The following is a 19,667-nucleotide window of genomic DNA, read 5'->3' as shown; positions in this document are numbered from 1 at the left end:
TCAGCAAATGCCAACGGCGGCTCGTTCACCCGGATCCTGATGACAGGTTCCGGGCAACCGAGCCGCCGTGGCGACTGCCTTTTCGATTAACGATCAGGCAGGGTGATGTTGAGTTCCAGAATCGAGTAGCTGCCCTCGTTGTCGAGCGCAACCTGTACTTTATCGTCATCGATCTTGACGTATTTGCGAATCACCTCGACCAGCTCCTTTTGCAGAGCGGGCAGGTAGTCCGGGGTACTGCGTTGGCCGCGTTCGTGCGCCACGATGATCTGTAGACGCTCTTTCGCAACCGACGCGGTGCTAGGCTTTTTGTTGGCACGAAAGAAGTCAAAAATGTTCATTAGTTACCCCCGAACAGGCGTTCGAAAAATCCTTTTTTCTGTACGTCCAGGAAACGGTGCTCGCGATCTTTGCCCAGCAGGCGATCTACGGTGTCGCTGTAGGCCTGACCGGCATCGCTCTGGTCATCGAGGATGACCGGCACGCCCTGGTTGGAAGCCTTGAGTACGGCCTGGGATTCCGGAATGACGCCCAGCAGGGTCACGGCCAGAATTTCCTTCACGTCATCAACGCCGAGCATTTCGCCCTTGCTCACACGCTCCGGGTGGTAGCGGGTGATCAGCAGGTGTTCCTTGATCGGGTCTTCGCCGTTTTCAGCGCGGCGGGATTTGCTGGCCAACAGGCCCAGCATGCGGTCCGAGTCACGAACCGAAGAGACTTCAGGGTTGGTCACGACGATGGCTTCGTCGGCGAAATACATCGCCAGATGCGCGCCTTTTTCGATACCGGCCGGGGAGTCGCAGACGATGTACTCGAAGGATTCCTTGAGTTCCATCAGGACTTTTTCCACGCCTTCCTGAGTCAGCGCGTCCTTGTCACGGGTCTGGCTGGCAGCCAGTACGTACAGGCCTTCGATCTTCTTGTCTTTGATCAAGGCTTGTTGCAGGTTGGCTTCGCCGTTGACCACGTTGACGAAGTCATACACCACGCGACGCTCGCACCCCATGATCAGGTCGAGGTTACGCAGACCGACGTCGAAGTCGACGATGACTGTTTTATGGCCGCGCAGCGCGAGACCGGTACCGATAGCGGCGCTGGTGGTGGTCTTGCCCACACCACCCTTGCCGGATGTAACCACGAGAATCTTGGCCAAGGTGTATCACCCCTAAAAGTAGGACGGCTAGTCCCTGAAGAGCCCCGCCGAATGCCGAGATAGACGCGCAAAGATGGAAACGTTGAGCCGGTGAAGGCTTCCCTGATCGAAAAAACCGCAGTTTCTCCGGATTTCCTACGTCCTTTGCCTCGATTTCACGACGAATCAGCGTTGCTTTGAAAATGGCGCAGTATCCGTTAAAGACGGGTGATGTTCAACACGTCGCCGGACAGACTGACCTGTACCCCGGCCCCCCACAGAGGATCCCTGCGCAGGTCTTCGGAAACCTTGTATTGCCCGGCGATGGACACCAGTTCGGCGACCATCTGCTGGCAGAAGATACGGGCTTTGGTATCACCCTTGATGCCTGCCAGCGCCCGACCCCGCATGGGGCCATACACATGGATGTTGCCATCGGCGAGAAGTTCCGCACCCGGACTGACCGAGGAAATCACTATCAGGTCAGAGCCTTGCGCGTAAATCTGCTGCCCGCCACGCACGGGGGCGGTGATGATCTTGGTCGGTTTGATGACCGGCTCGGGCGGTTTTTCCACCACTTCGGGCTTTTTCTTCACCTCGCCTTCCGTCGGATCGAGTGGCCGCTCCCGCGCACCGGATGGCGGCAGAACGGGCAGGTCGATGGCGATGGCGGCGGCGATGTCTTCGATACGGTTGGCGCGGATGGCCAGGGTGCGCAGGCCGTGATGGCGGCAGACACGCATCATGGCGGGCAGGTCGATGGCACCTTCGTTGGGCGGCAGTTTGTCCAGCGCCAGCACCAGGGGGGTGTTGCTGAAGAAGTTCGGCGCCTGAGCGACTTTGGCCGCCAACTGACGATCCAGTGCTTCGAGGTTATTGCGGGCCAGCTCCAGCACGGTGATGGCCAGCATGCTGCCCTTCAACTGGAACACGGGGTCCTTGTCTTGCAATTCGATTTGGCTCATGTCGGCATACAGCGGCTTGTCGCTAAAAGTGCCGAGACTTATAACGAGAACGCCGGTCAGCCGCAAGGGAGTGGCAAGTCGCTTGCAATCCAGGAAGCGTCACGAACGCTGCCGAACCGATGTAGAATGCCCGCCTTTGCCCTGATGGAAGCTGTAATGGATCGCCCGCGTTTTCGAGCCTACTTTCTTCATCCCCGTTTCTGGCCGCTGTGGCTGGGCCTGGGTTTGCTCTGGCTGGTGGTGCAGTTGCCGTTTCGCGTACTCGTGGCCATTGGCCGGGCACTGGGCGGGATCATGTATTACTTCGCCACGGATCGCCGCATCATTGCCGCGCGCAATCTGGAACTGTGCTTCCCGCAGTATTCGGAAGCCGAGCGCAAACGCTTGCTGAAAGCCAATTTCGCGTCCACCGGCATTGCCTTCTTCGAGATGGCCATGAGCTGGTGGTGGAGCCCTCAGCGTCTGGCGAAGCTGGCCCATATCGAAGGGCTCGAGCACCTCAAGCGTCCCCATGAGGAAGGCCAGGGCGTGATTCTCATGGCCCTGCATTTCACCACGCTGGAAATCGGCGCAGCGTTGCTCGGCCAGCAACACACCATCGACGGCATGTACCGCGAACACAACAACGCGTTGTTTGACTTCGTTCAGCGGCGGGGCCGTGAGCGGCACAATCTGGACGCCATTGCCGTCGAGCGCGAAGACGTGCGCGGCATGATCAAGCAACTGCGCAAGGGCCGTGCGATCTGGTACGCGCCGGATCAGGATTACGGCGCCAAGCAAAGCATCTTCGTGCCGCTGTTTGGCATTCAGGCGGCCACGGTGCCAGCCACCAGCAAGTTCGCCACTCTGGGGCGTGCCCTCGTCGTGCCGTTCACGCAAGAGCGCCTGTCCGACGGCAGCGGGTACAAACTGGTCATTCATCCGCCGTTGACGGATTTCCCCGGCGAAAGCGACGAGGCGGACTGCATCCGCATCAACCAGTGGGTCGAGCGCGCGGTGACGGCCTGTCCCGAGCAATATTTGTGGGCGCATCGACGTTTCAAGAGTCGACCGCCGGGCGAGCCCAAGCTATACAAGAAGCGTGGTTGAAGCAGAGAACTGAGCTTTTATGACGACGAGCGCATCAGAACAAAAAGAAGTCGACAGCGCATCAATGGCTCCGGTTGCAGTGGAATCGGTCACCGGGCTGATCCTCTCAGGTGGCGGTGCCCGCGCGGCCTATCAGGTGGGCGTGCTGGCGGGTATCGCCGAATTGCTGCCGGTGGGCGCCAAGAACCCGTTTCCGGTCATCGTCGGCACGTCGGCGGGGGCCATCAACGCAGTCAAACTGGCCAGTGGCGCCACGCATTTCAGAACCGCCATTCACGAACTCACCGATTTCTGGCAAGGCTTTCGCAGCCATCAAGTGCTGCGCAGCGACTGGGCCGGGGTGATTCGTCAGGCTGCGAGATTCTTTGGCCGCAGCCTGCTCGGCATTGGCCGCAAACAGGTGCCGGTGGCGTTGCTCAACAGCACGCCATTGAAAGATTTGCTCACCGAGCGCCTGAATCTGGACGGCATCGATGAGGCTATCGAGGCTCGACACCTACGCGCCGTCGCGATTACTGCGTTCGGTTATGAGTCAGGCCAGGCCGTCACGTTCTACCAAGGTAAGGGCACGATTGCGTCGTGGTTGCGTCATCGCCGGATTGGCATGCCGACGCGCCTGACTGTCGATCATTTGCTGGCCAGCTCGGCCATTCCGTTGTTGTTCGCGCCCGTGAAACTGGAGCATGAGTATTTTGGTGATGGCGCCGTGCGGCAGTCGGCACCGATCAGTCCGGCGTTGCATCTGGGGGCCAATCGGGTGCTGGTCGTGGGCGTCAGCGGCAACCCGCGCGGGGCTGGGGCAAATGTGGCGGTGAAGCGGCCGGTCAGTGGCGTACAGCCGAGTCTGGCGCAGATCAGCGGCCACATGCTCAACAGCACGTTCATTGACAGCCTGGAGAGTGACATTGAGTTGCTGGAGCGGTTGAACCTGCTCAGCCGCATGCTGCCGGTGCCGCCCGAGCCTTCGCCGCAAGTGTCCGAGCGACCGACTCCTGTGCAGTCGTTGGCGCCTGTGGAAGTGCTGGTGATTTCCCCCAGTCAGCCGCTGGATGAAATCGCTGCCCGCCACCGTCGCGAACTGCCTCCCGCGTTGCGTACCTTTTTGCGTGGGCCGGGCGCAACCAAGACCAGTGGGGCAGGGGTATTGAGTTATCTGCTGTTTGAGTCGGGGTATTGCAGTGAATTGATCGAACTGGGCCGCCGCGATGCGATGGCCCAGCAAGAGGAGTTGATGAGGTTTTTGCGGTTGGATTGATCTTGGTATGTATATACCTGTGGGAGCCGCCTTGCTGGCGAATGCGGTGTGTCATTCACTCTTGCGTTGTCTGACACACTCTATTCGCGAGCAAGCCGGCTCCCACAGTTTCTGCGTCGGACATGAGATTTAGGCTCGGCGCGATCCTTGTGGGAGCCGCCTTGGTGGCGAATCTCCCACGCCTTCGGCAGAATCAAAAACGGGTTGCGTTGCGCTGGTCATCACGCCGTCAGCTTGTCATCCCGAAAATCCCGTAGCGCCTGTTCGATCTCCTCACGGGTGTTCATCACGAACGGGCCGTATTGCACGATCGGCTCGCCCAACGGTTTGCCTGCAATCAACAGCACCTTGGCGCCCGTCGATGTGCTCAATTGCACCTCGCCCTTTTCCGACAACCGCGCCAGACGGCTCTTGCCCAGTTTCTGCACTTGCCCGCCAATTTCCACTTCCCCTTCGTACACGTACAGCAGCACGCGATGGCCTTCAGGGATGATCGGACGGATCGATTTGCCCGCCGGGATGTGGAAATCGAAATACTGCGGGTCGGTGTCCGGTCGCTGCACGGCCCCCGCCTGTTGCACCTGGCCGTCGTCGAACTGCCCGGCGATCACGATGACGTCAACGCCATTCTGCGTGGTGATGCGAGGAATGCGCTCCGGTTGGATGTCGTCGTAACCGGCGTCACCCATCTTCGATTTGCCCGGCAGGTTCAGCCACAGCTGGAAGCCGCGCATCACGCCTTCTTCCTGCTCGGGCATCTCGCTGTGAATCACGCCACGGGCGGCGGTCATCCACTGCACGCCACCGCCTTGCAGCAGACCGACGTTGCCCATGTGGTCTTCGTGGCGCATGCGGCCTTCGAGCATGTAGGTCACGGTTTCAAAACCGCGATGCGGGTGCGGGGGAAAACCGGCGATGTAGTCGTCGGCTTTGTCCGAGCCGAATTCGTCGAGCATCAGGAAGGGGTCGAACGCCTCGACGCCAGGGCCGCCGAATACGCGCGTCAGCTTGACGCCCGCGCCATCCGACGCCGGTTGGCCGCTTTGCATGGACAGCACTTTGCGAAATTGAGTCATGAGGCTCACTCCAGAATGGGTGGGAATGGCGCCTATGGTATGCCGGTTGAGGCGATGAATGGGTGACGTTTTTGCGTGGAATATATCGAGCTATTAGATGAGAAAGTGAGATTACAGGGACGTTGTGGGAGCCTGCTTGCTGGCGAAAGCGGTGTGTCAGTCACAAATGCGTAGACTGACACACCGCTTTCGCCAGCAAGCCGGCTCCCACGGCGCGCGTTATTCGGAAATCTGCAACTTGCGCGCCTCGGTGTACACGTAACGCACCTTCTCATACTCGAACGGCGAATCCATCTGGCCGTAGCGGAAGCTGGTGGTGTAACGCTTGTCGATGGCGCGCAGCAGATAAATCTCCGGATGGTCCTCGCTGACCTGCGAGACGTTCAGGAAGTTGATCTGCGACTCTGCCGCGAAGTCGAACACCAACCCGCCGGTGTCACGCAAGTTCGACGGGCCAAGAATCGGCAGCACGAGGTACGGGCCCGCTGGCACGCCATAGAAGCCCAGCGTCTGGCCGAAGTCTTCGCTCTGCTTGGGCAGGCCCATCATGGTCGCAGGGTCCCACAAGCCTGCGATGCCCAGCGTGGTGTTGATCAGCAAACGTCCGGTGGTGTTCATCGAGCGCTTGCCCTTGAACTGCAACAGACTGTTCAGCAGGTTGGGGATGTCGCCCAGGTTGCTGAAGAAGTTGCTGACGCCGGTGCGCAGGAAGCTGGGCGTGACGTATTTGTAGCCGTCGACCACTGGCAGGAACACCCACTCATCGAAGCGGTAGTTGAAGTGGTACACCCGGCGGTTCCACGACTCCAGTGGATCGTAGACATTGAGGGCGTTGAGCGTCGAGCGCTCGAACTCCTGCTGGTCCAGGCCGGGGTTAAATTTCAGCGACTTCAACGGCTCGGTGAAACCGTCGGGGGTCTCGACCCGCTTGACCGGCGCCGCCTTGGAGACGATCGGCGCGTCGGCCGCGTGAACAGCGCCTGCGCAGAGCAAGGCGGCGAGGAGCAATAGACGTTTAGCCACGGAAAAACTCCAGCATGGCGTCGCTGTTGACGCGATAGTTCATGTTGCCGCAATGACCGCCATACGGGTAAACGGTCAGGCGATCGCCAAAGGTCTTGCGCAGGAATCCGAGGTCGCCAGGGCCGAGGATCACATCGTCGGCGTTGTGCATCACGGCGATTTTCTTGCTGGTGCTCAGGTAATCCTTGAGCGCGTACAGGCTCACTTGGTCAACCAGTTGCAACAGGCTGCCGCCGTCGGTGCGCGCACGCCACATCGGGATCACCTGTTCGGTCACGTAGCAGTCGAAATCGCATTGCAGTGCGCGCTTCAGGAACGGCGTCAGACTGGTGCCTTCGCTGATGGGCGTCTTCGGCGGGGTGATCAGGCCGCGACGGTTGATCAGGTCCGAGGTAAAGGCGATGTCGGCCGCCGAGAACCGGAACGAGGTGCCGATCAGCATCGCCATCTGCTCGTTGGACAGGTGCTGTTTGGACTGCTGGAAGTCGTACAGCAGCGCGTCGTTGAGGTCGATGTAGCCTTTCTCGTTGAAGTAACGGGTCAGCTTTTGCAGCACCAGCTCATAGAACGTGGTGGTGTTGGTGATGCCCTTGACCTCGGTCTGGACCAGTTTGTCCAGATTGGTGATCGAGGTGTAGAGGTTCACGGGAGGGTTGATCAGCAGCACTTTCTTGAAGTTGAAGCTGCGGCGGGTCTCGTCCAGCTTGCTGACGAAGGCCGCGTCCAGCGCGCCAAGGCTGTAACCGCTCAGGTAATACTCGGTCACTTGCAGCTTGCTTTGCTGGGCGCGCACCGCTTGCATCACGCGATAGAGGTCTTCGGCGTCTTCGCTGGTCACGCCAGGTGTCGCAAAGCGTGAGGCGGCGCTCATGAAGTCGTAGCTGGTGGGGGACGAAAGCTGTACGACGTTATACCCGGCTCCGTAATACAGACGCTTGAGGTATTCGTTGAGGGTGCTGTTGTACGGTGCGCCAGTGCCGGCAATGAGGAAGATCAGCGGCGCAGCGTGGTCCTGTTTGGCCAGGCGGTAGCGCAGTTTCTTCACGGCCCAGAAATTGTCGGGCAGGGTGAATTCGCGATCGGGGCGCAAGGTCAGGCTGTAGTCGTCTTGGTCGATATCGGCATCTTCCGGGACTTTTGCACGCAAATCAGGAGGTGTCGTGGCGATGGTCGCTTCGAACGGGTTGGTCAGAGGGAAGCCATAGCTGGACGGATCGATGTCGACCGCCATCACGGACGCACTCAAGAACAGGCCGCCAGTCAGGGCGGCGAGGCGTAGAAAACGAAGCATGACTAAATCCCTTGGGAAAGAAGTGCTATTGAGATACGCAGGCTATGACAGGAGGGCGGTGAAAAAAGTGCCGTAATGGCAATCTGCATTTACACCCGGCCGTTCCCCCTGCAAATCCTAGGCGACAATACACGTTCTGGCACCACAGGCGAGTCAGGTTGTGCTTTTTATGAAGGGTAGGGTGCCAACGGTGGGAAGAATCTCAAACGCCAGACAGCATAAAGGGGAGCCGAGGCTCCCCTTTAAATCGTTGCACGTGCTCTTTTCTTATTGTTTTAGGGCGGTCTATTGTTGTTTTTGGCAACCGTTCCCTTCACAGCTTTTTCAGTGATCCCCACACGGGATACAAGAGCAAACGTATTTTTTTGAGCGCTGATTTGCCTTGACCGTTTGATCCAACCCGTTCTGGACGCTGCCTTGGGGCAGTTTTATTGTTCTCGGTCGGGCTGCGAGGCCTGAGCCTCTGTAAAGCACATCTACTCCAAAAAAATCAGTTGGCTGCGTCTCTGTACCGTTGTTCTTGTTATGTCAGAGCCGATTCATCTTATTTTTATTGGGTTTTCACATTTTGTTCTTGTTATGCAGAAGAGATAGCAGGTCTCGTGCCAGTTTTTAAAAAACCATATAAATCAATCATTTAAAAATGACCGGGCAAAAAATCAGGTGAGGAAAGGGCCTATTCTGTTTCCGTGTTACCCGTATTCTGTTTTGGAATGGCATCAGCGGTAACACAATGTGTTCCCGACACACGTGCTGACGACGTAGCTCCAGGCGGGGCGTTCTGAGGAGCTAATGACGACCAAAAGGGGCATGCCTGGCGCGGTTTCGACTTGTGGCTTGTAGCGTCAAGCCTGAGGCTGCTGTCAAGGCATGCAAGATTCGGACGGACTGCGACCCTTTTTACGACCTGTCTGTCGTTGATGGCTTAGTGATGTCGTTTCCCGCTGTCTGAGTGTCGCCCAGAGGAAAGGGACGAGGGCGGTGGGGGTTGATGATCGTTTCGTCAACGCAGCAAGCGCCGCTGCGCAGGCAAGTGGTTGAGGCGTGAAAGTCGGGGGATGCGCCAAATGCGGGCGCAGCGCCCGGTCTTATAAAAACGTTTACGAAACCCGACCGCCGTCGGGTTCAGGACTACCGGGGAAGTAACGATGAAGATGCGAAATATCCTGGGTGTAGGTGCCGCTCTGGCGCTCGCCGTCAGTTCCACGCTGACCTTTGCCGCCGACAAACCCGAGCTGAGCATCGGTTATGTGGATGGCTGGTCGGACAGCGTGGCGACCACCAACGTGGCCGCCGAAGTGATTCAGCAAAAATTGGGCTACCCCGTGAAACTGCAGGCCGTTGCTGCCGGGATCATGTGGCAGGGCGTTGCCACCGGCAAACTGGACATGATGCTGTCTGCCTGGCTGCCCGTGACCCACGGCGAATACTGGGCCAAGAACAAGGACAAGGTCACCGACTACGGTCCGAACTTCAAGGACGCGAAAATCGGCCTGATCGTGCCTGAGTACGTGAAAGCCAACTCGGTGGCCGACTTGAAAACCGACGAGTCCTTCAAGAAGAAAATCGTCGGCATCGACGCCGGTTCAGGCGTGATGATCAAGACCGACCAGGCCATCAAGGACTACGGTCTGGACGGCTACAAGCTTCAGGCGAGTTCTGGCGCCGGCATGATTGCCGAGCTGACCCGCGCTGAAAACAAGAAAGAATCCATCGCCGTGACCGGTTGGGTACCGCACTGGATGTTCGCGAAGTGGAAACTGAAGTTCCTGGAAGATCCAAAAGGCGTGTACGGCGCTGCTGAAACCGTCGACAGCGTCGGTAGTCTGGACCTGCCCAAAAAGGCACCGGACGTGGCGGACTTCCTGAAGAAGTTCCAGTGGAAAGACAAGGACGAGATCGGCGAAGTCATGCTCGCCATCCAGGACGGCGCCAAGCCTGAGCAAGCGGCTAAGGACTGGGTGGCCAAGCACCCAGAGCGCGTCAAGGAGTGGACCGGCAAGTAATTTGCCGACACAGATTCACGCGTGACCCGAACCGCCCGGCGATTTCTCGTCGGGCGGTTTTCATTTGCCGTTCACCTGGCCCTGTGGGTCGGCTTGCTGGCGAAAGCGGTGTGTCAGCAAATAGCCTGGGCCTGATATGCCGCTTTCGCCAGCAAGCCGGCTCCCACGGCTTTCGGCCAGAAGCACTCCACACCGGGCCATGCACACACGCCACTTACGCCAAACATGCCTCCACTTTTTTCTCATCCCTGAAACACCACACCCCGTTTGAATCAACTAATGTCGATCTAATACTAAGGTCGTCTGGAGTGCGTGCCAGAGCCGACTAAAGTGGATGACGTGACATCCATCTGTGCTGCGAGGACAAAAACAATGAACGACAGCATTTACCTCTCGATTCAGAACAGCCCGCGCTTCAAGGAGCTGGTCTCGAAAAGGGAACGATTCGCCTGGATTCTCTCGGCGATCATGCTGGGGCTGTATGCCGCATTCATCCTTTTGATTGCGTATGGGCCTCAGATTCTCGGTTCAAAACTCAGTGCGACTTCTTCCATCACTTGGGGCATGCCCATCGGGGTGGGGCTGATTGTCTCTGCGTTCGTGTTGACCGCCATCTACGTTCGTCGCGCCAACGGCGAATTCGATGAGCTGAACAACGCGATCCTGAAGGAGGCACAGCAATGAGTCGGCGCCTGATAGCAACCCTGGGCCTGGCGGCCTTTGCACCGTCCCTCTGGGCGGCGGATGCCCTGACCGGTGCGGTGCAGAAACAACCCCTCAACGTCGCGGCGATCATCATGTTCGTGATCTTCGTCGGCGCCACGCTTTGCGTGACCTACTGGGCCGCGAAGAAAAACAAATCGGCAGCGGACTACTACGCCGCAGGCGGCAAGATCACCGGTTTCCAGAACGGTCTAGCCATCGCCGGTGACTACATGTCGGCAGCGTCCTTCCTGGGTATCTCGGCCCTGGTGTACGCCTCCGGCTACGACGGCCTGATCTACTCGATCGGCTTCCTGGTGGGCTGGCCGATCATCCTGTTCCTGATCGCCGAACGCCTGCGTAACCTGGGTAAGTACACCTTCGCTGACGTGGCGTCCTACCGCCTGAAGCAAAAGGAGATCCGTACCCTGTCCGCCTGCGGTTCGCTGGTGGTCGTGGCGTTCTACCTGATCGCGCAGATGGTCGGCGCGGGCAAACTGATCCAGTTGCTGTTCGGTCTGGATTACAACGTTGCCGTGGTACTGGTCGGTATCCTGATGGCCCTGTACGTGCTGTTCGGCGGCATGCTGGCGACCACCTGGGTGCAGATCATCAAGGCTGTGTTGCTGCTGTCCGGTGCGTCGTTCATGGCGCTGATGGTCATGAAGCACGTCAACTTCGACTTCAACGTGCTGTTCTCCGAAGCGGTGAAGGTTCACCCGAAAGGCGAAGCCATCATGAGCCCGGGCGGTCTGGTCAAAGACCCGATCTCCGCGTTCTCGCTGGGTCTGGCGCTGATGTTCGGTACGGCGGGCCTGCCTCACATCCTGATGCGCTTCTTCACCGTGAGCGATGCCAAGGAAGCCCGTAAGTCGGTGCTGTATGCCACTGGCTTCATCGGCTACTTCTACATCCTGACCTTCATCATCGGTTTTGGCGCGATTCTGCTGGTCAGCACCAACCCGGCGTTCAAGGATGCGGCAGGCGCGCTGATCGGCGGTAACAACATGGCGGCGGTGCACCTGGCCGATGCCGTGGGCGGTTCGCTGTTCCTGGGCTTCATCTCGGCGGTGGCGTTCGCAACCATCCTGGCGGTGGTGGCCGGTCTGACCCTGGCCGGTGCTTCGGCGGTGTCTCACGACCTGTATGCCAGCGTGATTAAAGCCGGCAAAGCCAACGAGAAAGATGAAATCCGTGTGTCGAAGATCACCACCATCGCGCTGGCCATCGTCGCCATCGTGTTGGGTATTGCCTTCGAAAGTCAGAACATCGCGTTCATGGTCGGCCTGGCGTTCTCCATCGCGGCGAGCTGCAACTTCCCCGTGCTGTTGCTCTCGATGTATTGGAAAAACCTGACCACCCGTGGCGCCATGATCGGTGGCTGGATGGGCTTGATCAGCGCGGTCGTGCTGATGATTCTCGGCCCGACCATCTGGGTGCAGATCCTGCATCACGAGAAGGCGATCTTCCCGTACGAATACCCGGCGTTCTTCTCGATCATCATCGCGTTCATCGGTATCTGGTTCTTCTCGGTGACCGATAAATCGAAAGCGGCTGAGGGCGAGCGTGAATTGTTCTACCCGCAATTCGTGCGTTCGCAAACCGGCCTTGGCGCCAGTGGTGCGGTTTCGCATTGATTTGAATGAGTGGTTTGAAAATGAAAACGCCCCGATCGATATCGGGGCGTTTTCATTGGTGAAGCGCTTATATCCTGCCCAGCAATACCAGAATCAACAGGATGACCAGAATCGTGCCGATGATGCCCGATGGCCCGTAGCCCCAGCTGCGTGAGTGCGGGAAGACCGGCAGGCCGCCGACCAGCAGCAGGATCAGGATGATGATCAGAATGGTGCTGATGCCCATGACGAGTTCCTTCTTGTTTATTGAGTTGTTTGTGGCTCGAAGCTCGACCGTTGTCCCAATGGCCAAAAGACGAGCCGCTTGAAAAGTCCGACTCTGGGGCTGATTAAAAGGTTCGGACTTTAAATTTTCCCGACGCGGGAACTTGCGCCCGATGCAGCGGTTTGCCTGGCATATTCAGCGAGCTAATGAAGGGCTTGTCTGACAATCGCTCTGATTACACTGGGTTCACTTCCTGGCAAATGACAAGGCAACGGCTATGCAAAATCGCATCATGATCACTGGCGCAGGTTCCGGTCTGGGGCGTGAAATCGCGCTGCGGTGGGCGCGTGAAGGCTGGCGTCTGGCGCTGTCCGATGTCAGCGACAGCGGCCTTCAAGAAACATTGCGTCTGGTGCGAGAGGCGGGTGGAGACGGTTTCATTCAACGCTGTGATGTGCGCGACTACAGCCAGTTGACCGCTTTCGCACAGGCCTGCGAAAGCAAACTGGGCGGTATCGACATCATCGTCAACAACGCGGGTGTGGCGTCGGGCGGTTTCTTTGGCGAGCTGTCGCTGGAAGACTGGGACTGGCAGATCGCAATCAACCTCATGGGGGTGGTCAAAGGCTGCAAGGCGTTCCTGCCGTTGCTGGAAGAGAGCAAAGGCAAGATCATCAACATCGCGTCGATGGCAGCGTTGATGCAAGGTCCGGCCATGAGCAACTACAACGTGGCCAAGGCGGGTGTGGTGGCGCTGTCGGAGAGCCTGCTGGTGGAGCTGCGCCAACAGGAAATCGGCGTGCATGTGGTCTGCCCATCGTTTTTCCAGACCAACCTGTTGGACTCGTTTCGCGGCCCGACGCCTGCCATGAAGGCGCAGGTGGGCAAGTTACTGGAAAGCTCACCGATCAGCGCCAGCGACATTGCGGCGTACATCTTTGAGCGCGTCGCCGAAGGCGAATTCATGATCCTGCCCCATGAACAGGGGCGCATGGCCTGGCAACTCAAGCAACACAACCCGCAAGCGCTCTACGACGAGATGGCCAATATGGCCGAGAAGATGCGCGCCAAGGCCAGATCCGCTCACTGAGAGCATGGATTCTGATAGGGTGGCCCGCATTCGTCTGGCCACCCTTGAAGAGATTTTCTGTGCTCAATTACTTCTGGTTTTTCCTCGCTGCGTTGTTTGAAATCGCCGGTTGCTACGGCTTCTGGATGTGGCTGCGACAGGGCAAAAGCATCCTTTGGGTCGTTCCGGCGCTGATCAGTCTGACCCTGTTCGCGCTGCTGCTGACGCGCGTCGAAGCCGCGTATGCGGGCCGCGCCTACGCCGCCTATGGCGGAATCTACATCGTGACCTCGATCGCCTGGCTGGGCGTGATCGAACGAGTGCGTCCACTGACGTCGGACTGGATCGGCGTCGCGTTCTGCGTGGTGGGCGCGACCATTATTCTGCTAGGGCCGAAATGGTCCGGCGCTTGATCACAGTCCGGGTCGATAAATCCTGCAATTTCGACCGCTATTTTCCGATGGATCAATACTTGAAACAGTCGTGTAGGAAGCGTCTGTCAGCGTCATTCACCATCCTTTGAAGGACAAGACTGATTTTTCTCAAGTGGATTGATGGATGGGATCCAGAACGGCAACCTGCCCCCTCGGTTACCACCCAGGGAGTAGGAAACATGCTGGTATTGACGCGGGAAATAGGAGAATCCTTTTCCATCGGTGATGACATCACCGTGCAGGTTCTGGGCATCACCGGCAATCAGGTGCGGCTGGGCATCAAGGCGCCGCAGCATGTGAAAATTCATCGCAGCGAAGTCTACCGGCGCATCAATGCTTATTTGCGAGAACGCTCCGCCGAGTCGACGGGCACCTCGCATTAAGCCATCGAGCGGGTGACTGACCGCTCAATCATCGAAATACTCTCTGGGCACTTCGTGCTTGAGCATCAACTGGCACTGCTGACTGTCCAGATCGAAGAAAATCACCGCCTGCCCCTTGTTCAACGCATGCCGGACCCGCAACACGCGGGTCTCCAGCGGTGTGTCGTCACCGTTGTCCGTGCCGTCGCGGGTCACGAAGTCCTCGATCAAGCGGGTCAGCGTGTCGGCTTCGAGTTGGTCGTGGGGGATCAGCATGGGCAGGCTCGATGTTCAAATGGGGCGAATGGCGGGATGCTAGCGCGGTCGCGGGATGCGGGCTACAAGGGGCGCCAATTTTTCTTACAAGTCGACTGACTCGCGCGCAGCCCAGGTTGTGGGAGCCGGCTTGCTGGCGAATGCGGCGGGTCAGTCAACATAGAATCTCCCACAAGAGAAGTTTCATGTACGGACGGGAAGTGCCTACCGCTGGCCCACCAACGTATCCACCGCAGGCACCCGCGTATCGGTTTCCATCTGCGCGTCGTGTTCCAACTGGTGGCTGAAGTTCTCCAGCGAGGCATTCGCCGGTTTCGCATCGCTGGCGAACACGGGCGGGCTGAGGATGTAGGCCGACAGCAAACGGCTCAAGGCGCTGAGGCTGTCGATGTGGGTACGCTCGTAGCCGTGCGTCGCATCGCAACCGAAGGCCAGCAGAGCGGTACGGGTGTCGTAGCCTGCGGTAATCGCTGAATGGGCATCGCTGTAGTAATAGCGAAACAGGTCGCGACGCACGGACAGTTCGTGCTCATTGCCCAATCGCAACAGGTGCCGTGACAGGTGATAGTCATACGGGCCACCCGAATCCTGCATCGCCACGCTCACGGCGTGCTCACTGGAGTGTTGGCCGGGGGCGACCGGCGCAATGTCGATGCCAACGAATTCGCTGACGTCCCACGGCAAACTGCCCGCCGCGCCGCTGCCGATTTCCTCGGTGATGGTGAACAGCGGATGACAGTCGATGGGCGGTTCGGCGCCGCTGTCGACGATCGCCTTGAGGGCCGTGAGCAAAGCCGCCACGCCAGCCTTGTCGTCCAGATGACGGGCGCTGATGTGGCCGCTTTCGGTGAATTCGGGCAGCGGATCGAAGGCCACGAAATCACCGATATTGATCCCCAGCGACTCGCAATCGGCGCGAGTGGCGCAATAGGCGTCCAGCCGCAGTTCGACGTGATCCCAACTGATGGGCAGGGTGTCGACCGCGGTATTGAACGCATGCCCCGACGCCATCAACGGCAGCACACTGCCGCGAATCACGCCGCTGTCGGTGAACACGCTGACGCGGCTGCCTTCGGCGAAACGACTCGACCAGCAGCCTACCGCCGAGAGGCCCAGACGGCCGTTGTCTTTGACCTCACGCACGCTGGCGCCGATGGTGTCCAGGTGCGCGGAAACGGCACGGTCGGGGCTATTCTGTTTGCCTTTCAAGGTCGCGCGAATCGTGCCGCGACGGGTCAGTTCAAAGGGAATGCCCAGCTCTTCCAGACGCTCAGCGACGTAGCGCACGATGGTATCGGTAAAGCCTGTGGGGCTGGGGATCGCGAGCATTTCCAGCAGGACTTTCTGCAGGTAATTCAGATCCGGTTCAAGGATTTTGGGTGCAGTGGTCATGGGAGGCTCCTCATTTCAACAGTACACATCACCCCTTGTGGGAGTGAGCTTGCTCGCGATTGCTGGGTGCCAGCGATACATCTGTTGGCTAATACAACGCAATCGCGAGCAAGCTCACTCCTACAGGGATAATGTGTGCCTAGCCGTGAGCGGGCAGGCTAAGGGGAAACAACAGATCGACAAAACGTTCGGCAGTCGGTTGTGGCTCATGGTTGGCCAGTCCGCAGCGTTCGTTGGCTTCGATGAACACGTATTCCGGCTGGTCGGCAGCAGGCACCATCAGGTCCAGCCCGACGACGGGGATGTCGAGGGCGCGGGCGGCGCGGATGGCGGCGTCTTTCAACACCGGGTGCAGAATCGCGGTCACGTCTTCCAGACAACCGCCAGTGTGCAGGTTGGCCGTGCGACGCACCGCCAGACATTCCCCCGAAGGCAATACGCTGTCGAAGGTAAACCCTGCGTCTTCGACCGTGCGACGGGTCTCATCGTCCATCGGGATTTTGCTCTCGCCCCCGGTAGCGGCGGCACGTCGACGGCTCTGCGCTTCGATCAGCTGGCCCACGGTGTGCCGACCATCGCCGCGAATCTCTGCCGGACGTCGAATGGCCGCCGCTACCACATCAAAACCGATGACGACGACGCGCAGATCGAGCCCTTCGTGAAAACTTTCCAACAGCACCCGCGAATCGAACTGACGAGCACGCTCGACCGCCGCCTGAACGTCCTCGATGGTGCGCAGATCGACCGCCACGCCTTGGCCCTGCTCGCCATCCACCGGCTTGACCACCACGCGTTCGTGCTCGTCCAGAAATGCCAGATTGTCATCGCCGTTGCCTGCCAGTTGCTGAACCGGCAAATGAAGTCCGGCGGCTTTGAGCACCTTGTTGGTCAGGCGCTTGTCCTGGCACAGCGTCATGCTGACGGCGGTGGTCAGGTCGCTTAGAGATTCGCGGCAACGAATGCGGCGACCGCCGTGAATGAGGGTGAACAGGCCTGCTTCGGCGTCATCGACCTGTACGTCAATGCCGCGACGATGGGCTTCCTCGACGATGATCCGCGCGTAGGGATTGAAGTCCGCCTGCGGGCCGGGGCCGAGAAACAGCCGCTCGTTGATGCCGTTCTTGCGCTTGATGGCGAAGGTCGGCAGGTTGCGAAAACCCAACTTGTTATAAAGGTTTTTCGCCTGTTGGTTGTCGTGCAGCACGGAGAGGTCCAGGTAGCCCAAACCCCGGCTTTGAAAATGCTCGACCAAATGGCGCACCAGCACTTCGCCCACGCCGGGGCGGGTGCATTGCGGGTCCACCGCCAGGCACCACAGGCTGCTTCCGTTTTCCGGGTCATTGAATGCTTTCTGATGATTGAGGCCCATGACGCTGCCGATCACCGCATTGCTGCTCTCATCCTCGGCAATCCAGTACACCGGACCGCCCTGATGACGCGGGGTCAGTAGGGTGGGATCGATGGGCAACATGCCGCGGGCGATGTACAGATGGTTGATCGCCTCCCAGTCCGCCTGGCTCTGCGCGCGACGGATGCGAAAGCCACGAAACACACGCTGGGACGGGCGATAGTCGGTGAACCACAGACGCAAAGTGTCTGACGGATCGAGGAACAACTGCTGGGGCGCCTGCGCCAGGACCTGCTGCGGGGCGGCTACGTACAGCGCGATGTCGCGCTCGCCGGGCTTCTCGTTGAGCAGATCGTTGGCCAGCGCGGCCGGGTCAGGGTAGGTGTGACCGATCAGCAGTCGGCCCCAGCCGCAGTGCAGCGCCAGCGGCGCATCGTCCGGCGTGCTGCCGTCTTCGGCGAAGCGCGCCTGCAAGCGCTCATAAGACGGCGCCTGGCCGCGCAGCAGACGCTGGTTGTATATCGAAGCATTGGCTTTCATCGGTCACAGTCCTTGTTCGCTGAGCCACAGGTTCAGGGCCGCGAGCTGCCACAGCTTGGAGCCACGCAGCGGGGTCAATTGACCGTCGGGGTTGGTCAACAGCTTGTCGAGCGCGGCGGGATTGAACAGGCCGCGATCCTGGCTGGGATCGATCAGCAGATCGCGTACCCAGTTCAGTGTGTCGCCTTCGAGGTGCTTCAAACCGGGTACCGGGAAGTAGCCCTTTTTGCGGTCGATGACTTGCGATGGAATCACCAGACGCGCCGCTTCCTTGAGCACTTGTTTACCGCCATCCGGCAACTTGAAGCGCGCCGGTACGCGAGCGGACAGCTCGACGAGGCGGTAATCGAGAAACGGGGTACGCGCTTCCAGGCCCCAGGCCATGGTCATGTTGTCGACGCGTTTGACCGGGTCGTCCACCAGCATCACCGTGCTGTCCAGACGCAACGCTTTATCAACGCCTGCATCGGCGCCCGGCGTGGCGAAATGTTCGCGCACGAAGTCACCGGCAGCGTCATTGGCGGTCAGCCATTTAGGCGCCACGGTGTCGGCGTATTCCTGATAACTGCGGTCGAAAAACGCATCGCGATACGCCGCATACGGGTCGCTGGCGCCATCGACGTGTGGATACCAGTGATACCCGGCGAACAGCTCGTCCGCGCCCTGACCGCTTTGCACCACTTTGCAGTGCTTGGCCACTTCGCGGGACAGCAGGTAGAAAGCGATGCAGTCGTGGCTGACCATCGGCTCGCTCATGGCGCGAAACGCAGCAGGCAACTGCTCGATGATTTCGCTTTCCTTGATACGCAATTGATGATGGTTCGTGCCGTAATGCTTGGCGATGAGGTCCGAATACTGGAACTCGTCACCACGCTCGCCACCGGCGTCCTGAAAGCCGATGGAGAAAGTCGACAGGTCTTTCACGCCGACCTCGCGCAGCAGGCCGACGAGCATGCTGGAATCGACGCCACCCGAGAGCAATACGCCGACATCGACAGCGGCGCGTTGACGAATGGCCACGGCTTCGCGGGTGCTGTCGAGCACGCGGTCGCGCCAGTCTTCGAGGGTCAGATGCTGCTCATCGGCACGAGGGCCGTATGGCAGCGTCCACCAGACCTTCTGCTCGACCTCGCCATCAGCGCTCACACGCATCCAGGTGGCAGGCGGAATCTTCTCGACGCCTGCCAGCAAGGTGCGCGGGGCCGGGACCACGGCGTGGAAATTCAAATAGTGGTTCAGCGCCACCGGGTCGAGCATCGGGCTGATGTCGCCGCCTTTGAGCAGGGCGGGCAGGGTCGAGGCGAAGCGCAGACGCTTTTCGGTGAGCGACAGGTACAGCGGCTTGACGCCCAGACGGTCGCGGGCAATGAACAGGCTTTTGTTGTCGCGCTCCCAGATGGCGAAGGCGAACATGCCGTTCAGTTTAGGCAGCAGGTCGGCGCCCCAGGCGTGATAGCCCTTGAGCAGCACCTCGGTGTCACCGCCGGAATGGAATTGATAACCGAGGCTTTCCAGTTCGGCGCGCAATTCCGGAAAGTTATAAATCGCGCCGTTGAAGGCCAGCGACAGGCCCAGGTGGCTGTCAATCATGGGCTGCGCCGAACCGTCGGACAGGTCCATGATTTTCAAGCGCCGATGGCCAAGGGCAACCGGCCCCTGACTATGGAAGCCCCAGGCATCCGGGCCGCGAGGGGCCAGATGATGGGTGATGCGTTCTACTGCGGCGAGGTCCGCAGGTTGGTTGTCGAAACGTAACTCTCCAGCTAATCCGCACATAAGTCCTTACCGGTTTTCCGTTGGGGAATGTGGCCGGGGAAGTCCGGCTACCCAAAGACTGACCGGTGGGGGATGTGAGAGTTTTAGAA

Annotated in this window: 19 protein-coding genes; 8 read left to right on the top strand and 11 right to left on the bottom strand. The window is 59.3% G+C overall.

The genetic code is table 11. From position 1 onward, the window contains the following. Positions 1 to 86: 86 nt before the first annotated feature. The 3 genes from minE to minC form a co-directional block, all read right to left on the bottom strand. On the bottom strand, positions 87 to 341 hold the full coding sequence (gene minE / locus ACI5GA_RS07755) for a cell division topological specificity factor MinE (RefSeq protein ID WP_108235596.1): 255 nt from the start codon (positions 339 to 341) through the stop codon (positions 87 to 89). Beyond that, entirely contained in the window at positions 341 to 1,153 is an 813-nt protein-coding gene (minD, locus tag ACI5GA_RS07750; RefSeq protein WP_404631485.1) for a septum site-determining protein MinD, read from the bottom strand. Before minD ends, minE begins: the two co-directional genes overlap by 1 nt. A gap of 197 nt (positions 1,154 to 1,350) precedes the next feature. Beyond that, complete coding sequence (gene minC / locus ACI5GA_RS07745) at positions 1,351 to 2,097, bottom strand: septum site-determining protein MinC (RefSeq protein ID WP_404631484.1); 747 nt, start codon at positions 2,095 to 2,097, stop codon at positions 1,351 to 1,353. Between the two features lie 156 nt (positions 2,098 to 2,253). Here minC and ACI5GA_RS07740 point away from each other — a divergent pair, with 156 nt between their 5' ends. Both ACI5GA_RS07740 and ACI5GA_RS07735 read left to right on the top strand, forming a co-directional pair. Next, a complete protein-coding gene (locus ACI5GA_RS07740) occupies positions 2,254 to 3,186 on the top strand; it encodes a lipid A biosynthesis lauroyl acyltransferase (RefSeq protein ID WP_404631483.1) in 933 nt (310 codons plus the stop codon). Positions 3,187 to 3,250: 64 nt separating this feature from the next. Next, on the top strand, positions 3,251 to 4,441 hold the full coding sequence (locus ACI5GA_RS07735) for a patatin-like phospholipase family protein (protein ID WP_404631482.1): 1,191 nt from the start codon (positions 3,251 to 3,253) through the stop codon (positions 4,439 to 4,441). A gap of 221 nt (positions 4,442 to 4,662) precedes the next feature. On the opposite strand, the gene ACI5GA_RS07730 is transcribed toward ACI5GA_RS07735, so the two are convergent. The 3 genes from ACI5GA_RS07730 to ACI5GA_RS07720 form a co-directional block, all read right to left on the bottom strand. Continuing rightward, the gene (locus ACI5GA_RS07730; RefSeq protein ID WP_404631481.1) at positions 4,663 to 5,517 is read right to left on the bottom strand and encodes a pirin family protein; all 855 of its coding nucleotides are present in this window, start codon (positions 5,515 to 5,517) and stop codon (positions 4,663 to 4,665) included. A gap of 219 nt (positions 5,518 to 5,736) precedes the next feature. Beyond that, the gene (locus ACI5GA_RS07725; RefSeq protein WP_404631480.1) at positions 5,737 to 6,540 is read right to left on the bottom strand and encodes an MlaA family lipoprotein; all 804 of its coding nucleotides are present in this window, start codon (positions 6,538 to 6,540) and stop codon (positions 5,737 to 5,739) included. After that, positions 6,533 to 7,831 carry a serine/threonine protein kinase gene (locus tag ACI5GA_RS07720; RefSeq protein ID WP_421422430.1) on the bottom strand — a complete coding sequence of 433 codons (1,299 nt, stop codon included), beginning with the start codon at positions 7,829 to 7,831 and terminating at the stop codon, positions 6,533 to 6,535. The genes ACI5GA_RS07725 and ACI5GA_RS07720 overlap by 8 nt, the downstream gene beginning before the upstream one ends. A gap of 1,148 nt (positions 7,832 to 8,979) precedes the next feature. Here ACI5GA_RS07720 and ACI5GA_RS07715 point away from each other — a divergent pair. From ACI5GA_RS07715 to ACI5GA_RS07705, 3 genes are all read left to right on the top strand, one after another. Beyond that, a complete protein-coding gene (locus tag ACI5GA_RS07715; RefSeq protein ID WP_404631478.1) occupies positions 8,980 to 9,837 on the top strand; it encodes a glycine betaine ABC transporter substrate-binding protein in 858 nt (285 codons plus the stop codon). A gap of 372 nt (positions 9,838 to 10,209) precedes the next feature. Continuing rightward, entirely contained in the window at positions 10,210 to 10,521 is a 312-nt protein-coding gene (locus tag ACI5GA_RS07710; protein WP_404631477.1) for a DUF485 domain-containing protein, read from the top strand. Next, positions 10,518 to 12,176 (top strand): cation acetate symporter, encoded by a 1,659-nt coding sequence (locus ACI5GA_RS07705; RefSeq protein ID WP_404631476.1) that lies wholly within the window; start codon positions 10,518 to 10,520, stop codon positions 12,174 to 12,176. The genes ACI5GA_RS07710 and ACI5GA_RS07705 overlap by 4 nt, the downstream gene beginning before the upstream one ends. 67 nt (positions 12,177 to 12,243) lie before the next feature. On the opposite strand, the gene ACI5GA_RS07700 is transcribed toward ACI5GA_RS07705, so the two are convergent. Next, positions 12,244 to 12,402, bottom strand: coding sequence for a DUF3309 family protein (locus ACI5GA_RS07700; RefSeq protein ID WP_404631475.1), 159 nt, complete (start codon positions 12,400 to 12,402; stop codon positions 12,244 to 12,246). 256 nt (positions 12,403 to 12,658) lie between these two features. Between ACI5GA_RS07700 and ACI5GA_RS07695 the strand changes: the two genes are divergently transcribed. The 3 genes from ACI5GA_RS07695 to csrA all read left to right on the top strand — a co-directional run bounded on the left by ACI5GA_RS07695 (position 12,659) and on the right by csrA (position 14,267). Beyond that, the gene (locus ACI5GA_RS07695; RefSeq protein ID WP_404631474.1) at positions 12,659 to 13,471 is read left to right on the top strand and encodes an SDR family oxidoreductase; all 813 of its coding nucleotides are present in this window, start codon (positions 12,659 to 12,661) and stop codon (positions 13,469 to 13,471) included. Between the two features lie 59 nt (positions 13,472 to 13,530). Beyond that, positions 13,531 to 13,863 carry a YnfA family protein gene (locus tag ACI5GA_RS07690; protein WP_404631473.1) on the top strand — a complete coding sequence of 111 codons (333 nt, stop codon included), beginning with the start codon at positions 13,531 to 13,533 and terminating at the stop codon, positions 13,861 to 13,863. A 200-nt stretch (positions 13,864 to 14,063) separates the two neighbouring features. Next, positions 14,064 to 14,267: a carbon storage regulator CsrA gene (gene csrA, locus ACI5GA_RS07685; RefSeq protein ID WP_404631472.1), complete on the top strand. Its 204-nt coding sequence runs from the start codon at positions 14,064 to 14,066 to the stop codon at positions 14,265 to 14,267. A gap of 24 nt (positions 14,268 to 14,291) precedes the next feature. On the opposite strand, the gene ACI5GA_RS07680 is transcribed toward csrA, so the two are convergent. The 4 genes from ACI5GA_RS07680 to ACI5GA_RS07665 form a co-directional block, all read right to left on the bottom strand. Continuing rightward, entirely contained in the window at positions 14,292 to 14,522 is a 231-nt protein-coding gene (locus tag ACI5GA_RS07680; RefSeq protein WP_404631471.1) for a YheU family protein, read from the bottom strand. A gap of 204 nt (positions 14,523 to 14,726) precedes the next feature. Further along, positions 14,727 to 15,914 carry an osmoprotectant NAGGN system M42 family peptidase gene (locus tag ACI5GA_RS07675; RefSeq protein ID WP_421422429.1) on the bottom strand — a complete coding sequence of 396 codons (1,188 nt, stop codon included), beginning with the start codon at positions 15,912 to 15,914 and terminating at the stop codon, positions 14,727 to 14,729. 139 nt (positions 15,915 to 16,053) lie between these two features. Further along, positions 16,054 to 17,802, bottom strand: a complete 1,749-nt coding sequence (gene ngg, locus ACI5GA_RS07670; protein WP_421422428.1) for an N-acetylglutaminylglutamine synthetase — start codon at positions 17,800 to 17,802, stop codon at positions 16,054 to 16,056. Positions 17,803 to 17,805: 3 nt separating this feature from the next. Further along, the gene (locus ACI5GA_RS07665) at positions 17,806 to 19,578 is read right to left on the bottom strand and encodes an N-acetylglutaminylglutamine amidotransferase (protein ID WP_421422427.1); all 1,773 of its coding nucleotides are present in this window, start codon (positions 19,576 to 19,578) and stop codon (positions 17,806 to 17,808) included. Positions 19,579 to 19,667: the final 89 nt, after the last annotated feature.

The sequence above is a fragment of the Pseudomonas sp. Pseu.R1 genome (assembly GCF_045764065.1).
Classification (GTDB): Bacteria; Pseudomonadota; Gammaproteobacteria; order Pseudomonadales; family Pseudomonadaceae; genus Aquipseudomonas.
This window is presented reverse-complemented; position numbering and strand designations above follow the sequence as displayed.

What these genes read in the sequence shown, in the direction of transcription:
- minE (WP_108235596.1), bottom strand. Translation starts at nt 341, where the DNA reads ATGAACATTTTTGACTTCTTTCGTGCCAACAAAAAGCCTAGCACCGCG.
- minC (WP_404631484.1), bottom strand. Translation starts at nt 2,097, where the DNA reads ATGAGCCAAATCGAATTGCAAGACAAGGACCCCGTGTTCCAGTTGAAG.
- ACI5GA_RS07740 (WP_404631483.1), top strand. Translation starts at nt 2,254, where the DNA reads ATGGATCGCCCGCGTTTTCGAGCCTACTTTCTTCATCCCCGTTTCTGG.
- ACI5GA_RS07735 (WP_404631482.1), top strand. Translation starts at nt 3,251, where the DNA reads ATGGCTCCGGTTGCAGTGGAATCGGTCACCGGGCTGATCCTCTCAGGT.
- ACI5GA_RS07730 (WP_404631481.1), bottom strand. Translation starts at nt 5,517, where the DNA reads ATGACTCAATTTCGCAAAGTGCTGTCCATGCAAAGCGGCCAACCGGCG.
- ACI5GA_RS07720 (WP_421422430.1), bottom strand. Translation starts at nt 7,831, where the DNA reads ATGCTTCGTTTTCTACGCCTCGCCGCCCTGACTGGCGGCCTGTTCTTG.
- ACI5GA_RS07715 (WP_404631478.1), top strand. Translation starts at nt 8,980, where the DNA reads ATGAAGATGCGAAATATCCTGGGTGTAGGTGCCGCTCTGGCGCTCGCC.
- ACI5GA_RS07710 (WP_404631477.1), top strand. Translation starts at nt 10,210, where the DNA reads ATGAACGACAGCATTTACCTCTCGATTCAGAACAGCCCGCGCTTCAAG.
- ACI5GA_RS07705 (WP_404631476.1), top strand. Translation starts at nt 10,518, where the DNA reads ATGAGTCGGCGCCTGATAGCAACCCTGGGCCTGGCGGCCTTTGCACCG.
- ACI5GA_RS07700 (WP_404631475.1), bottom strand. Translation starts at nt 12,402, where the DNA reads ATGGGCATCAGCACCATTCTGATCATCATCCTGATCCTGCTGCTGGTC.
- ACI5GA_RS07695 (WP_404631474.1), top strand. Translation starts at nt 12,659, where the DNA reads ATGCAAAATCGCATCATGATCACTGGCGCAGGTTCCGGTCTGGGGCGT.
- csrA (WP_404631472.1), top strand. Translation starts at nt 14,064, where the DNA reads ATGCTGGTATTGACGCGGGAAATAGGAGAATCCTTTTCCATCGGTGAT.
- ACI5GA_RS07680 (WP_404631471.1), bottom strand. Translation starts at nt 14,522, where the DNA reads ATGCTGATCCCCCACGACCAACTCGAAGCCGACACGCTGACCCGCTTG.
- ACI5GA_RS07675 (WP_421422429.1), bottom strand. Translation starts at nt 15,914, where the DNA reads ATGACCACTGCACCCAAAATCCTTGAACCGGATCTGAATTACCTGCAG.
- ngg (WP_421422428.1), bottom strand. Translation starts at nt 17,802, where the DNA reads ATGAAAGCCAATGCTTCGATATACAACCAGCGTCTGCTGCGCGGCCAG.
- ACI5GA_RS07665 (WP_421422427.1), bottom strand. Translation starts at nt 19,578, where the DNA reads ATGTGCGGATTAGCTGGAGAGTTACGTTTCGACAACCAACCTGCGGAC.